Source organism: Ruegeria sp. B11 (assembly GCF_056539785.1).
Map to the genome: position 1 here is coordinate 480384 of NZ_JBQFVO010000002.1, position 14519 is coordinate 494902.

A 14519-nucleotide genomic window follows, 5' to 3' on the forward strand; every position below is an offset into this window, starting at 1 on the left:
AGGCGATGGAGACCCGAGCGAATTACATCCTGATCGGTGCGTTCACCCTGGCGGGCATCCTTGGTGCCTTCGGGTTCTTTCTGTGGCTCGCCAAATTCGAAGTGACCCGGCAATACGCCTATTATGATGTGTTGTTCGACAATGTCTCGGGCCTGTCGGCTGCAGGTGGCGTAAATTACAACGGCTTGCCCGTGGGTCAGGTGGTTTCCTTGGACTTGGACAAAGATGACCCGTCAAAGGTGCGAGTGCGGCTTGAGGTTGATGCCGACATCCCTGTTACCAAAGAAACCATCGCACAGTTGCAATCTCTGGGTGTGACAGGGGTTGCTTATGTTGAGCTTTCCGGCGGGTCCCCAACCGCAGAAAGGCTGGCCCAGAATAGTGTCATCCCAAGCAAGCGCAGTTCGATTCAATCCTTGCTTGAGGGTGCGCCAGAGGTTCTGGAAAAGGCGGTCACCCTGTTGGAGAACCTCAATTCGGTTGTTGATGACAAAAACCGAAAGGCGGTGTCGGATATCCTGAACAATCTGGCAGAAGCGTCGGGCAAGCTGGATAAAACTCTGACGGATTTCCAGTCGCTCTCGTCCGATTTGGGCGGTGCGGCCAAAGACGTTGGAGAATTTACCAAGAGACTGGATACGTTGGCGAATACGGCCGAGACGACGTTGAGCACAGGAACGGACACGCTGAAGAGCATCAAAGAAACCTCAGAATCCGCCAAAACAACGCTAGAGACTGCAAATAACGCCATTGCCAGTGCTGAAAGCGTGATTCAGGAAGATATCCGGCCCTTTATCGAACGCGGGTCAATCCTGGCCGAAAGGCTGACTCGGCTGTCAGATGAAGGCAGCGTTACGCTTGAGGTAATCAGCGAGACTGTTCTGAATGCAAACACCACCCTTGAATCGGTTACATCGACTATGGATTCAGCCAAAGGGGCGCTCGATTCAGCAGAGAGGGCGTTTGACTCGGCAAACCGCGTGATGGACGAGGATATCTCACCTGTCGCTGAAGATGTGAGTAAGGCGGCCAATCAGGTTGCGGAAACCGTCTCGAATATCACCGAAAAGATTGACAAGATTTCCGACGATGTTCTCAGCGCCTCCCAATCGGCGTCGGATCTGCTGGGAACCATCGACGGGATCGTTCAGGACAACCGCCGTCAGGTTTCGGACTTCTTGCGCGTTGGGTTGCCTCAGTTCATCCGGTTCATCGAGGAATCACAGCGTCTAGTCATCAGTCTGGATAGATTGGTCGACAAGGTCGAACGCGACCCGGCCCGCTTTTTGTTAGGCACCCAAGCATCGGAGTTTCGTCAATGATACGGCCCTTAATATTGACTCTGGTTTTGGCCGCTTTGACGGGCTGCACGGGCTTGGGCACGCTGCGGCAGGCTTCTAAGCCCAATGACTTGTATTTGCTGACACCCAAAAGCACGTTCTCGTCATCGCTGCCGCGAATCCAAAAACAGATCGTTGTCGAAGAGCCCACAGCGACGGCGGCCGTGAACACCGATCAGATCGCCGTGCAGCCCACCTTGCTTCAGGTACAGTATCTGCCGCGGGCCCGATGGGTGGATCGCGCGCCGTTAATTGTGCAGGCGCTGATGGTCGAAAGCTACGAAAATTCGGGCAAGGTCGCGGCCGTAGGACGTTCGACCGTAGGCCTGAGAGCGGACTATGTGATCGCGCCTGATCTGCGCGAATTTCAGGGCATCGTCATCAGCGAAACCGAAGACACGAAGACGGTCCGCGTAGAAGTGCGCATCAATATTAAGATTATCGATGAGTATGAGGACAAGATCATCGCTTCAAGCTCATTCCAGGAAGCAGTGCTGGCGACCAGCGATAAAACACCCGAACTGGTTGAGGCCTTTGATATCGCCTTGGGAAAGACAATGCGGGATGCCGTGGAATGGAGCATCCGCAAAATCCATACGCATACGCTCAATAACCCGCGATCAACACCTAGCTAGCGGTCGCTAGAACTGGCTCGCTGAGGCGACTTGCCAGTCAGCGGCGAACTCTTCAGGGATGGTCTTGCCCAACAGAGAGCCGTCATCCAGAAAGCTGTATAGCTCGGCATAAGACCGCTCTCGTTCATCCGCATTTCGGCGCCGGATGTCGGCAGGGCGCAGGTCGGAAACTTTTGCTTTGCCCATAGCCCCTAATATCTCGCGGAAGCTTTCAAGCGTCGCGTCATGAAACCGATGCACGCGCTGTCTTTTCTGTGGCACATTCACCGCCCGCCCACGGATCGGATCTTGCGTCGCCACCCCCGAAGGGCACCTGTTGGTGTTGCAATGCAGCGCCTGAATGCACCCCACCGCAAACATCATCGCCCGCGCCGCGTTACACATATCCGCACCCAAAGCGAATTTCTCGACCATATCGAACCCAGTGGCCACTTTGCCCGAACAGATCACCCGCACCTTGTCGCGGACCCCGATACCGCGCAGACAGTTGTTTACAAATATCAGTGCCTCGTTGAGCGGCATCCCCAATCGGTTGGTGAACTCGACCGGGGCAGCGCCAGTGCCCCCTTCCGCGCCGTCCACCGTGATGAAGTCAGGCAGAATCTCAGTTTCCAACATCGCTTTGCAAATCGCCATAAACTCGGATCGACGACCGATGCACAGTTTGAAGCCTACGGGCTTGCCACCTGACATCTCTCGCAGATGCTGAACGAAATGCATCAATCCAGTCGGTCCATCAAAGGCCGAATGAATAGGTGGGGAAATCACATCCTGATGTACTGGAACCCCACGAATCTCGGCGATTTCTTCATCCACCTTTGCTGCCGGTAGGACCCCGCCATGAGACGGCTTCGCCCCTTGCGACAATTTGATCTCGATCGCTTTGACGACATCTTTCTTGGCCTTTTCGGCAAACAGGTCCTTATCGAACCCACCATCAGGCGTGCGGCATCCAAAATATCCTGTTCCGATTTGCCAGATGATGTCTCCACCTTCTGCCAGATGGTGGGGGGACAGTCCGCCTTCGCCCGTGTTATGCGCAAAACCCCCATCTTTTGCACCGCCATTCAAAGCACGGATTGCGTTGGCGCTGAGTGCACCGAAACTCATTGCTGATACGTTCAGACGCGACGCATTGTAGGGTTTGTCGCATTGAGGGCCGCCCAATATCACCCGTTCTTCGCTCTCTTCAACGTGCTTGGGGGATAGCGAGTGATCAGCGCGGTGATAACCTACCGTCATGATATCGTACTGAGTACCGAACGCCTGAGTATCCACCTGCCCCTTGGCGCGGGAATAGACCAGACTGCGGATGATCCGATTATAGGGCCGCCCGCTTTCATTGGTTTCAACGAAATACTGCCGGATTTCAGGGCTGACAAACTCCAACATATATCGGAAGTGACCCAGTACCGGGTAGTTGTTCAGCACATTATGCTTGGTTGTCAGCATATCGTAGAGACCGACAACCGCATAGGGGATCAGTATGATCAGCAACCAGTGAGCGGGTGGCCAGAAAAAACCCCAAAGCAAAGTCAAAGGCAAGCAGACATAGCTGAGGAAATAGTAAAGCCTGCGAACAATCATTTCCTATCTCCCTGAGTAGCGCTGTGACAGCGTGACCTTGAATGGGTATTGGGTCCATGACCCTGCTCTTCATCCAGAACGTGGAACAAATTGACCTGTTTGCGCAAGCCCTTGCTAATCAAACAAAGATAACGGTTGGGTTAGCGAGGCCGGTTGAACCAAGCAAAAGCAGTCTGTATGCAAAATGAAACGCTGGTCAGAGCAGGATCAACCGCAGTGTCGAAAACAGCGCCTGTATTCGGGCATCGCGCCCTGATGTATACAGCCGTCTTTGTGGGGGGTGCTGCAGGGTCGTTGCTGCGCGAGCTATTTTCGCTGGAGATCCCCGGCGCTCCGTTCCTGACCGCGACTTTCGGCATCAATGTTGCGGCCTGTTTCGTTCTAGGTTGGCTCTATGCCATTCGAAATCGTGTCCACGCCCACGTCCTGCATCTAGGGGCCGTCGGATTTTGCGGTGGGCTATCGACGTTTTCCTCATTCGTCGCCGAGCTGGAAAGACTGGCAGAAACCGGGAATTGGTTTGTGATTATCGCCGTAAGCGCGGAGATCGCATTTGGTCTTACGGCGGCGGTTCTTGGGGAAGCGCTGGGTCGGCGGCATCATTCCCGGGAAACATCGGAATGACGACCTTGTATCTACATGCCATGTTCGCATTGGGCGGAGGATTGGGGGCTGTACTGCGGCATTGGCTGGCGCTTCGGGTGACGCATGATCTGCCGTACTCGACCCTGATCGTGAATGTTCTGGGCAGCCTTCTGCTGGGTCTTTGGATTGGTTATCTGGGTGGCTCTGCGGAAATGGGCGAAGAGGAAAAACGCCTTGTATTCGGGTTTTGCGGCGGCTTCACCACATTCTCAAGCTTCGCCTATCAATCGCTGCAATTGCACCGTGAACGGACGATCGTATTTGCCGCCGGTAACATCGTTCTCAGCCTCGTCTTGTGCTGGTTCGCGCTATGGATGGGCCTTGTTCTGACGCGCTAGTGAACGGGTGCTGCAGCCCTTTGATCGGGCCTGGGCGCGCGGCAGAAGAACAACAGTGGGATCGTGGCCAACGCCAGCAGTCCAAGATTGTTGAATACAGTAAGGTACGAGATCATCTCGGCCTGTCGAGAAATTTCTTGCCCCAGAATGGAGGCACCCTGGGCGCTATCGGGTGTCAGCCCCAGCGGCGCAAGATAAGCCTGTGCAGCAGGATTGTAGGGTGTCACATTCTGGCTGAGCACTGCCGTATTGGTTTGCAGGCCTCGCACGACCCAAGTCCCCACCAATGAAATACCTACCGAAGAGCCAAGCTGCCTGGTGACGTTGAATAGGCCCGAGGCCTCATCCTGCCTTGATTTACTGATGCTCTCGAATGCCAGAATAGACATCGGCACAAACACCAGCCCCATCCCCAGACCACTGACAAAGCCCGGCCAAGCCAGTTGCCAGAAACCGGCGTCGAGGTTGAGCGTGCCCAACATGAAATTCCCCACTGCTGTCAACAGCATCCCCAACCCGGCTAAAACTCGTGGATCAAACCGGGTGACCAGTACGGCCCCGGTCAGCACCATCGATGCACCTGCGGCGATCCCGCGCGGTATGAACAAATGACCGGATTCGATCACGGGGTAATCGAGCAGGCTTTGCACAAAGGTTGGCAGTATGGCGATCCCGCCAAACAATGAGATCGCGAACCCCGCTATCACCAGGTTGCACAGGGCAAAGTTGCGATCCGCAAAAAGGCGCAAATCAACGACAGAATGCCGGGATGTCAGAGAATGGACTATGAACCCCAGCGCCCCAAGAACCGAAGCGATCAGCGCCAGCTGTATCATCCTCGATGACAGCCAGTCCTTGGTCTCACCTTGGTCAAGAATGAATTGAAGGCATCCAATGCCAACTGCCAGCAGCGCCAGGCCTTTCCAGTCGATGCGCACCTCTTCGGTTTTGTCGTCCGGCAACTCGCCCGCCAAAAGCAGCAGGGCCATGGCGGCGACCGGAAGGTTGACGAAAAACACCATTCGCCACGAAAAATACTCAGTCAGGACTGCACCTACAGTTGGGCCCAACACCGGTGCGACCACCACGCCCAAGCCAAAGACCGCCATGGCCTGTCCCCGTTTTTCACGCGGAAAGGCGTCAAACAGGATGGACTGCGATAACGGGATCAGGAACGCGCCGAACATCCCCTGCGCCAGGCGGAACGCGACGATAGTCTGAAGACTCCATGACAGGCCGCACATGACAGACATTGTGGCAAAACCCGTGACCGCAGTCAGGATCAGCCTGCGCCGCCCGACCCGACGCGCGACAAACCCGGTCAGCGGCATGACCACAACGGCTGAGACGATATAGCTGGTTAAGATCCATGTCGCCTGATCGGTTGTGGCCCCAAAAGCCGCCTGAATATGCGGCAACGCAACATTGACGATGGTACTGTCCAGAACTTCGAGAATAGCGCTGAGCACGACGGCCACGACAATCACGCGATTGATGTGGCCGGCATCAGTCATTGGCTGGTTCCGGTTGTATCCACCGTAACTTTGCTGCTGCCTCCAACACGCAGCGGGGCGTCGGTTGGATCAAGCTCGATCCGCACCGCAAACCGTCGAGTGACCTTGACCCAGTTGCCGCTGGAGTTTTCGGACGGCAACAACGAAAACGTATCGCCCGAGCCTCGACCGATCGACGCAACCTTGCCGGTCAGGGTCGTGTCTGGAAGCATATCCACCTGCACTGTGACCGGCTGACCGGGTCGGATGCGTGGCAGTGATGTTTCCTTGAAATTTGCATCGACCCACCAGTCAGACGACTCGACAATGGAAAATTGCGGCGCATTGGCAGAGACAGACGACCCCGGGCGCAGCGTCAGATTTGAGATCCAGCCATCGGCTGCGGCATAGACCTTGGTCCAGACAAGATCGGCCTGCGCGATTTCCAACGCAGCCTGCGAGGACAAAACGTTGTCCTGCCGGGCCGCGAGGCCACTTTGCAACGCGGAAAGCTCGGACCGGCTGGTGGTCAACCGGGCCGAAGCCTGTGCGAATTCGGATGTAGTTTGGTCCAGCGAGGCCTGCGCGAGGTCCCCGTCCGAAAACAAAGCTCGGGCGCGTTCAAGATTGCTCTGCGCGGTTTCGTAGAAAGAGTTGGCGCTTTCGACAGCGGCCTGTGCAGCAGTGATCTGGTTCGAGAAGGAGTCAGCCTGCTGAATGGCACTGTCCAGATTAGCTTTGGCCTGATCGACCGAGGCTTGGAACTGTGTCGGATCAATCGAGAACAGCAAATCGCCTGCATTGACCGGCTGGTTTTCGACCACTGCAACGTCTGAAACCTGCCCGGTCACCTGTGCGGCCACATAGATGATATTCGCGCCGATATAGGCGTCTTTTGTTGACGGATACCGCTCTTCATGCCGCCAGAAAAGGAACAATCCAACAGCAATCGTGACCAGGATCCCAGCGGCGGCAATTGCCTTGAATGACTTCATAAGCAGCTTCCTTTTCGGTGCCTAATCGAGCGACCTCACATCACCTGCATATGCATGCGCATGGCCAGATTGCCCAGAATCCAAACTGTCCCGCCGATGATAATCAGCAGAACAAGTGTCGAGAACAGAACCAGGTCCAGATCCTCTCGGCTGCTGCGGCGGCGGTCGATGTGTAGAAAATAGATCAGTTGAACAACCAGTTGTGCCAACCCCAGAAGGCCGATGGTCATATAGACGCCTGGTGTTTCAATACCGAAATGATAGGCGATCACAAATACCACCAGCGTGAGCAGCAGTGACCCACCATAGCCAATCACGTAACGCCGCCGTTCGCGGTGATGCATCTCGGATCGTTTATCCATAGGCCAGCCCTCCGAAATACACGATGGTTATTATGCCGATCCAGATAAGATCGAGGAAATGCCAGAATAGCGCCAACCGCACCATACGCGACATCAGCAGATCGGTCAGCCCGGACATACGCAGCTGAATACCCAGCACGATTAGCCACAGACACCCGGCTGCAACATGCAAGCCGTGGAGCGGTACGAGACCATAGAAGGCCGACAAAAACCCGCTACGCTGTGGGATACCGCCTTGGGCTGCCATGTTCATGAAATCACGGATTTCCAAAACCAGAAAACTGAGCCCCAGCAACAGAGTCACTCCGAACCACAGCACGATCCGTGCCCGAGGCAGGTTGTATTTCAGCGCCAACATCGCCAACCCGACGGTCAAACTGCTGGTCAGCAGAATGAGAGTCTGGGCAAAGATGCTTTTCAGGTCGAACAGCTCATGCGGGCCTAGACCGCCGGCTTGCGCGTCTATCATGGTGATATAGATCGCGAACATCAGGCCGAAATAGACCAGATCGCTCATCAGGAAGACCCAGAAGCCGAAAGTGACGACCTCGGTCGCCTTGTGGGCGCTGGCGTGGTCCTCGCCGAGGTTTATCCCCGGATAGCTGTGCTTGGGTGCGCGCCTCATGTCACGGCCTCCATATCCGGGCGGGCGAGGCCGCGATTTTCCGGTGTACTTTCATGATCGCGATCCACAGCGGCGTTGCTGTGGACCAGCGCCAACCACGCCTCGTGTTCTTTGCGGACCTCTTCGGCGGGGATGATGACCTCGGTGCTGGTGTCGAAACTCCAGATGATAATGGCGAGGATCATCGCGATGGTCATCAGTGCTGCCAGCCACCAGATCCACCAGACCAGAGAGAACATCCAGATGCCACTGAGCACGCAGAGGATAAACCCGATGCCGGTGTTGCGCGGCATCTCGATATCTTCGTAGGCCGCGGGTGCAGGATAGGCTTGTCCGCGCTCCTTAGCTGCAGCAAAGTCATCGCGGTCACTAACCTGCGGAATAATAGCGAAGTTGTAGGGCGGCGGCGGAGACGGGATCGACCATTCCAGCGTGCGCCCGTCCCAAGGATCACCGACCGGTGCGCGGGTCTGTTCTCGGTCGCGTATACTGACCCACAATTGGACCAGGATCGAAAGCAACCCGCAAGTAATCACCAGCGATCCTATGGCGGCGGTGATCATGTAGGGGTGAAAGCTGGGATCCTCCCAACTGAACGACCGGCGGGGCATGCCCATCAGACCAACGAAGTAGAGCGGCATGAAGGTCAGCAGAAACCCAACCGTCCAGCAGAAAACCGAAACGCGGCCCCAGAACTCGTTTAGACGGAACCCAAAGGCCTTGGGAAACCAGTAGTTATAGCCGGCTAGCAACCCGAACAGCACACCGGGTAGCAACGCGTTGTGGAAATGCGCAACCAGAAACAGCGTATTATGGACCTGATAGTCGACGGTTGGATTGGCAAGAACCACTCCGCTGAGGCCGCCGATGACGAACAACATCAAGAACGCAAGGCCATAAAGCATCGGGACCGAGAATCGAATGCGCCCACGGTACAGAGTCGCCATCCAGTCATAGACCTTAACCCCGGTCGGAATGGCGATCAGCATCGTGGCAATCCCGAACACCGCGTTGATCAGAGCGCTTTGCCCCATGGTGAAGAAATGATGCAACCAAACCGTGAAGGACATGACCGCAATCGACATTGTTGCGATGACCAGTGAGTTGTAACCATAGAGACGCTTGGCCGAAAAGGTGGCAAAGACCTCAGAATAGATTCCATATGCAGGCAGGACCAACAGGTAGACCTCGGGGTGGCCAAACAGCCAGAACAGGTTGGCATAGTTCATCATGTTGCCGCCAAGGTCATTGGTGAAGAAGTGAAAATCCAGATAGCGATCCGCGGCCAGCAGCAACGCGGCAACGCCTAGGGGCGGCATAGCAAAGATGATCAGGATCGAGCTGCAAATGATCGTCCAGCAATACATGGGCAACCGCATGAACTTCATCCCCGGCGCACGCAGCTTGTAGATCGTGACGGCAAAGTTGATGCCAGTCAGTGTTGTGCCCACGCCCGAGACCACGATGGCCCAGATCCAGTAATCCGGCCCAACGCCGGGATTGAACGCGGCCCCGGTATAGGGCGGATAGGCGGTCCAACCACCTGTTGAGAATTCGCCCACCACCAGCGAGACCATCAGCATCAGCCCGGCCGAGACGGTCAGACCAAGCCCGATCTGGTTCATCACCGGAAAGGCCACGTCGCGCGCGCCTATCATGAGCGGAATTATGTAATTAGCGACGCCAAAGACAAAAGGTACCGCGACGAAGAACACCATTATGGTGCCATGAGTGCTAAACAGTTCCGCGAAATGCTCGGGTTCCAGGAATCCGTCCCCCGGTCCCGCCGCCTGTTGGGCCCGCATCACCACGCCTTCCAAGACGCCCCGCGCCAGCATGACGATGGCGAAGACAATGTACATGATGCCGATCTTCTTGTGATCAGCGCTGGTCAGCCAATCGCGCCAGAGCGGACCCCACAACCGGAACCACGTCAGGATGCCAATCACTACCACTACGCCCACGATCACAATAGCAGCAGCAGCGTTTGCAATGATCTCATTTGCGCCAGGGTTCTGGATCAGTCCAGCGATGGGAAAGGCATCCCAGCCCAGGCGACCGAAGAAACCGGTCTCGGCATTTGTCATTGGCTTGCCTCCTGCCCGTATTCAGCCGTTCCGGGTTGCTGATCCAACTGCAGAGGCTCGCCGCTGTGATAACGACGCAGGATCGAATGGAATAGGTCGCCCTCTTCCAGCGTGAAATAAAGCGCATTCAGCGGCATGAGTTCGGTGCCCAATGCCGCCTGCACCTCATCCCGATCCGTACGCATCGCCAACGTCCGATAAGTGCTTTCGGTCAACGGTATGCCATGCGCTTTTACGCTGGCGACCCATGCCTGAAAATCCTCGGGCTGCATGGCTTGCGCCAGGAATTTCTGCTTTGTGAATCCTCGGCCATTATACTGTGTGTTCTCGCCTTGCATCGTTTCAGGCGAGTCTGCCACCAGGTGTAGCCGAGTCGTCATCCCCGGCATGGCATAGATTTGCCCCGCCAGCGCCGGGATCATGAACGACTGCATCACCGTGTCTGTGGTCAGCGTCATCGCAACTTGCTGTTTGATCGGTATGCCCAGTTCTCCCACCGTTGCGATGCCATGATCTGGATAGATGAACAGCCATTTCCAATCGAGGCCAACCACCTGCACATTTAGGGCAGGCTCTTCTCCAAAAGGGGCCGAATAAGGGTCAAGACGATGTGTCGCTTTCCAGAGATAGAAAGACAGGATCATCACGATCACGACCGGGACGCCCCACATCACAAATTCAAGCTTCGCCGAAAAATCCCAATGCGGCGTGTATGCAGCATTTCCACCCTTACGTCGGCGATAACGCAGGGCAATCAGCGGCACCAGAGCCAGAACCGGTATCACAGCGATCAGGATAAGAGCCGTCGCGCGCAAAAGGTGTGTCTTTTGCACCGCTGCAATCGGGCCTTGGGGGTCCATGAAGCTATCACTCGCCCCGGCAGACTCAGCCGTCAACAACAGAGCAACAAAGATCACCAAGGCTGGCACAGCGACTGAATGTATCCGAGACAAGGTCACACCTGATGATCCTCTTGCGGCGGGGTTTCCCGGCAACTATCGGCAGAGTCACGGATTTTCTCAAGAACTTTTCCAAAATCACCCTGCGGCGCCGCTGTTGACATGAGGTCAAGCGCGCGCGAGACCAATCATATGCGTTTGGTTCTTGCTATAGTCTCCCTGGTTTGTCTTGCCGCCCCCTCGGCAGCGCAAGATCGCGCTGAGGTTGAACGTCAGTTCCAGAACTGGCTGCAACAAGCCATATGGCCTCAGGCAAAAGCAAAGGGCGTTTCGAAACGCACATTCCAAAGTGCCTTTGACGGGGTAACACTAAACTGGGACCTTCCTGACTTGGTTCCGCCGGGCAGCTCTAAAAAGACACCCAAGCAACAACGGCAGGCCGAGTTCGGCTCACCTGGTCGTTATTTTAATGCCGGATCAGTTCAGGGTGCCACCTCCGTCGGTCGCAAGATGGCTAGGCGCCATGCGGGTACACTGGCGCGTGTCGAGGCAGAAACCGGTGTACCCGTCCGTATCATACTGGCCATCTGGGGCCGCGAAAGCGGATACGGACAAGTCCCGATCCGCCATAATGCGTTTCAGGTGCTGGGCACCAAAGGGTTTATGAGTACGCGTGCCGAGTATTTCACGGCTGAACTGATTGCTGCGCTACAGATCGCTGAATCCGGTCACGGCCAAGGCCACGCACTGAAAAGCAGTTGGGCGGGTGCCTTGGGGCAGCCTCAGTTCATGCCCACAAATTTTCTGACTTACGCGCGCGATGGCGATGGCGATGGCCGAACTGATATCTGGGGCTCAGCCTCGGACACGATTGCATCGATCGGCGCGTATCTTGACGAGCACGGATGGGTGACAGGCCGCGACTGGGGGTTCGAAGTTATCCTACCCACGACCGTTTCTTGCGCGTTGGAGGGCCCTGATCAGGGGCGGTTGATCCGCGATTGGGTCGCCATGGGCGTAAATCGCGTTTCCGGCAAACCTTTTCCTGCACATGAACTTGATGCCGAGGGCTATCTTATGATGCCTGCCGGTCGTAGCGGTCCGGCCTTTATCGTAACGCCCAATTTCTATGTCCTCAAAGACTATAACACCAGCGACCTTTATGCGCTGTTTGTGGGACATGTCGGTGATCGCATCCAATACGGAGTTGGCGATTTTCGGGGTCGTTGGGGCGATGTCGGCAATCTCTATCGTTCAGATGTCGCCAGCATGCAGCAGGTGCTTGTTCAACAGGGTCATGACGTCGGTGGCGTCGATGGCCTGCCCGGATACAAAACCCGACGCTCGATCGGGCGCTGGCAAGAGGCTTCTGGAAGCACACCAACCTGCTTCCCCGATGCCTCATTGAAGGCCGTTCTGAAGCCGTAGCAGCGTACTGATTCGCCATTTACGAGCATCACTGCGAACACATTCACCCACGGTGATATGTTGAGCTTCACGAAAATGTCACTGCCACGAAGCGTTTCAAAATAAAATTTTAACACCTCCGCCGGCTGCGGTTCTAATCAGCCTTTGTGGTCTTCACCCACCGCAAAACCCTTTACCTTTGCTTCAAAACTGACAGGTTCATGGGCAGTGAAAGATAGCTTTCGCATTCGGATCTCCGACATTGCCTGATGCATGAATGCCGAAATTATCGATCTTGGCACGATCTAGATCAAGGTAAAGTCCAGACAATTGCCGGAGACAAAATGGCAGACAAGCGCCCACCGCGAATGCGGTTTGGACGTTCGAAACCATACTAAATGGGAGTAAACACATGAACAAAATAATCAGAACCTCTTTGGCAGGACTGTTGTCCTCGACCATCATTACCGGTGCTGCAATTGCTGCCGGTACACATCCCGAAACCGGAGAAGCCCTGGCCGACGATCAGACCTTCACCTATCGGATTCTCGATGAACACAGCTCGGTCGACCCGCAAGTCGTAGAAGATGTGTCGGGTGCAGAAATTGTTCGCGATCTGTTTGAAGGCCTGATGAATCAGGATGAGGACGGTAACCTGGTTCCTGGTGTCGCCACCGAATTCTCGGTCAACGATACCAAGGACGTTTACACCTTTACCCTGCGCGATGAAGCGAAGTGGTCGAATGGTGATCCGGTGACCGCAGGTGACTTTGTGTATGCCTGGAAGCGCGCCGTCGATCCCGAACTGTCGTCGCCCTATGCTTGGTTCATGGAACTGATGTCGATCGAAAACGCTGCCGAGATCATCGCGGGCGAAAAACCGGTAGATGAGTTGGGTGTCAAAGCCATCGACGACAAAACGCTGGAAGTCCGCCTGAGCGCCCCCCTGCCCTATTTCCCGCAGATGACCACACATTCGACAACCTTCCCGGCACCGCAGAAAGTGATCGAAGAATTTGGTGACGCCTGGACCAAACCGGAAAACATCGTCTCGAACGGCGCTTATGTTCTGACCGAGCACCTGCCGCAGGAACGCTCGGTACGTGAACGCAACACCGCCTATTGGGACAACGATAACACCATCATCGACAAGGTCGTGGCGCTGGTCATCAATGATGAAAACGTCGCCCTGACCCGCTATTTGGCTGGCGAACTGGACCGCACCGAAATTCCAGCCGGCCAGTACCCACGTCTGAAGGAAGAGCACCCTGTAGAAGCCATCAGCTTCCCACGCCTGTGCAACTATTATTACACCTTCAACCTATCTGATGGTGGCCCCGAGGCTTTCAAGGACCCGAACGTCCGCCAAGCCCTGTCACTGGCCGTTGATCGTGCGATTATCACCGAAAAAGTGATGGCAGGCGGTCAGCCCGAAGCCTACACTTTCGCCCCCGAAGCAACCGCAGGCTTCACCGTACCGGCCGTTGAAATGGCATCCATGTCCCAAGCCGAACGCGACGAGTTGGCGAAGGAGCTTCTAGCAGAAGCAGGTTATGGGCCTGACAACCCTCTGAGCTTCCAGATGGTTTATAACACCGCGGAAAACCACAAGAAGGTCGCCGTTGCGCTGAGCCAGATGTGGAAGCAGAAGCTTGGCGTGAACGCCGAACTGGCAAATATGGAGTGGAAAGTCTTCCTCGAGGAGCGCGGCAACCAAAACTTTGAGCTGGCACGTGGTGCTTGGTGCGGAGACTACAACGAGGCGTCAACCTTCCTGGACCTACTGCAGTCGGACTCGGGCTATAATGACGGCAAATATGCCAACGCGCGCGTTGATGAGCTGCTGGCCGAGGCCAAAACCTCGGACGATCCGGCTCCGCTTTACACCGAAGTTGAACGCATCATCGCCCAAGAAACGCCTGTGATCCCGATCTATCACTACGCAGGCGTCTATATGATGGACAGCGATGTAGGCAACTGGCCGGTGAACAACGTCGAGCAGAACTGGTACTCGAAAAACCTCTACAAGCTCGCTGAATAATCGTCTTTGAACCACGCCCTGCCCCGGAGACATCCGGGGCAGGGCCAATAAACACGGGGGCATGA

13 protein-coding genes are annotated in these 14519 nt (G+C 55.7%); 6 read left to right on the forward strand and 7 right to left on the reverse strand.

The features are described from left to right. The first annotated feature begins 5 nt into the window (after positions 1 to 5). Complete coding sequence (locus ACR0I1_RS09910; protein WP_170394518.1) at positions 6 to 1322, forward strand: MlaD family protein; 1317 nt, start codon at positions 6 to 8, stop codon at positions 1320 to 1322. Beyond that, positions 1319 to 1975 carry an ABC-type transport auxiliary lipoprotein family protein gene (locus tag ACR0I1_RS09915; RefSeq protein WP_170596158.1) on the forward strand — a complete coding sequence of 219 codons (657 nt, stop codon included), beginning with the start codon at positions 1319 to 1321 and terminating at the stop codon, positions 1973 to 1975. The genes ACR0I1_RS09910 and ACR0I1_RS09915 overlap by 4 nt, the downstream gene beginning before the upstream one ends. A gap of 6 nt (positions 1976 to 1981) precedes the next feature. On the opposite strand, the gene ACR0I1_RS09920 is transcribed toward ACR0I1_RS09915, so the two are convergent. Continuing rightward, positions 1982 to 3562: an FMN-binding glutamate synthase family protein gene (locus ACR0I1_RS09920; protein WP_170635839.1), complete on the reverse strand. Its 1581-nt coding sequence runs from the start codon at positions 3560 to 3562 to the stop codon at positions 1982 to 1984. 177 nt (positions 3563 to 3739) lie between these two features. Between ACR0I1_RS09920 and ACR0I1_RS09925 the strand changes: the two genes are divergently transcribed. Together ACR0I1_RS09925 and crcB are read left to right on the forward strand one after the other, a co-directional pair. Beyond that, positions 3740 to 4186, forward strand: coding sequence for a fluoride efflux transporter FluC (locus ACR0I1_RS09925; RefSeq protein WP_480706199.1), 447 nt, complete (start codon positions 3740 to 3742; stop codon positions 4184 to 4186). Further along, a complete protein-coding gene (gene crcB / locus ACR0I1_RS09930) occupies positions 4183 to 4545 on the forward strand; it encodes a fluoride efflux transporter CrcB (protein ID WP_480706201.1) in 363 nt (120 codons plus the stop codon). The genes ACR0I1_RS09925 and crcB overlap by 4 nt, the downstream gene beginning before the upstream one ends. On the opposite strand, the gene ACR0I1_RS09935 is transcribed toward crcB, so the two are convergent. The 6 genes from ACR0I1_RS09935 to ACR0I1_RS09960 are packed head-to-tail and all read right to left on the reverse strand — an operon-like array spanning position 4542 to position 11066. After that, positions 4542 to 6059: a DHA2 family efflux MFS transporter permease subunit gene (locus ACR0I1_RS09935; protein WP_170663497.1), complete on the reverse strand. Its 1518-nt coding sequence runs from the start codon at positions 6057 to 6059 to the stop codon at positions 4542 to 4544. The genes crcB and ACR0I1_RS09935 overlap by 4 nt on opposite strands. After that, a complete protein-coding gene (locus tag ACR0I1_RS09940; protein WP_480706203.1) occupies positions 6056 to 7033 on the reverse strand; it encodes an HlyD family secretion protein in 978 nt (325 codons plus the stop codon). Before ACR0I1_RS09940 ends, ACR0I1_RS09935 begins: the two co-directional genes overlap by 4 nt. A 35-nt stretch (positions 7034 to 7068) precedes the next feature. After that, positions 7069 to 7395, reverse strand: a complete 327-nt coding sequence (locus ACR0I1_RS09945) for a cytochrome o ubiquinol oxidase subunit IV (RefSeq protein ID WP_255612219.1) — start codon at positions 7393 to 7395, stop codon at positions 7069 to 7071. Further along, the gene (locus ACR0I1_RS09950) at positions 7388 to 8020 is read right to left on the reverse strand and encodes a cytochrome c oxidase subunit 3 (protein WP_480706206.1); all 633 of its coding nucleotides are present in this window, start codon (positions 8018 to 8020) and stop codon (positions 7388 to 7390) included. The genes ACR0I1_RS09945 and ACR0I1_RS09950 overlap by 8 nt, the downstream gene beginning before the upstream one ends. Then, positions 8017 to 10107 (reverse strand): cbb3-type cytochrome c oxidase subunit I, encoded by a 2091-nt coding sequence (locus ACR0I1_RS09955; RefSeq protein ID WP_480706208.1) that lies wholly within the window; start codon positions 10105 to 10107, stop codon positions 8017 to 8019. The genes ACR0I1_RS09950 and ACR0I1_RS09955 overlap by 4 nt, the downstream gene beginning before the upstream one ends. Next, the gene (locus ACR0I1_RS09960) at positions 10104 to 11066 is read right to left on the reverse strand and encodes a cytochrome ubiquinol oxidase subunit II (protein WP_480706210.1); all 963 of its coding nucleotides are present in this window, start codon (positions 11064 to 11066) and stop codon (positions 10104 to 10106) included. Before ACR0I1_RS09960 ends, ACR0I1_RS09955 begins: the two co-directional genes overlap by 4 nt. 132 nt (positions 11067 to 11198) lie before the next feature. Between ACR0I1_RS09960 and ACR0I1_RS09965 the strand changes: the two genes are divergently transcribed. Together ACR0I1_RS09965 and ACR0I1_RS09970 are read left to right on the forward strand one after the other, a co-directional pair. Beyond that, complete coding sequence (locus ACR0I1_RS09965) at positions 11199 to 12434, forward strand: lytic murein transglycosylase (protein WP_223118474.1); 1236 nt, start codon at positions 11199 to 11201, stop codon at positions 12432 to 12434. A 391-nt stretch (positions 12435 to 12825) separates the two neighbouring features. Further along, positions 12826 to 14454, forward strand: a complete 1629-nt coding sequence (locus ACR0I1_RS09970; RefSeq protein ID WP_170407804.1) for a peptide ABC transporter substrate-binding protein — start codon at positions 12826 to 12828, stop codon at positions 14452 to 14454. Positions 14455 to 14519: the final 65 nt, after the last annotated feature.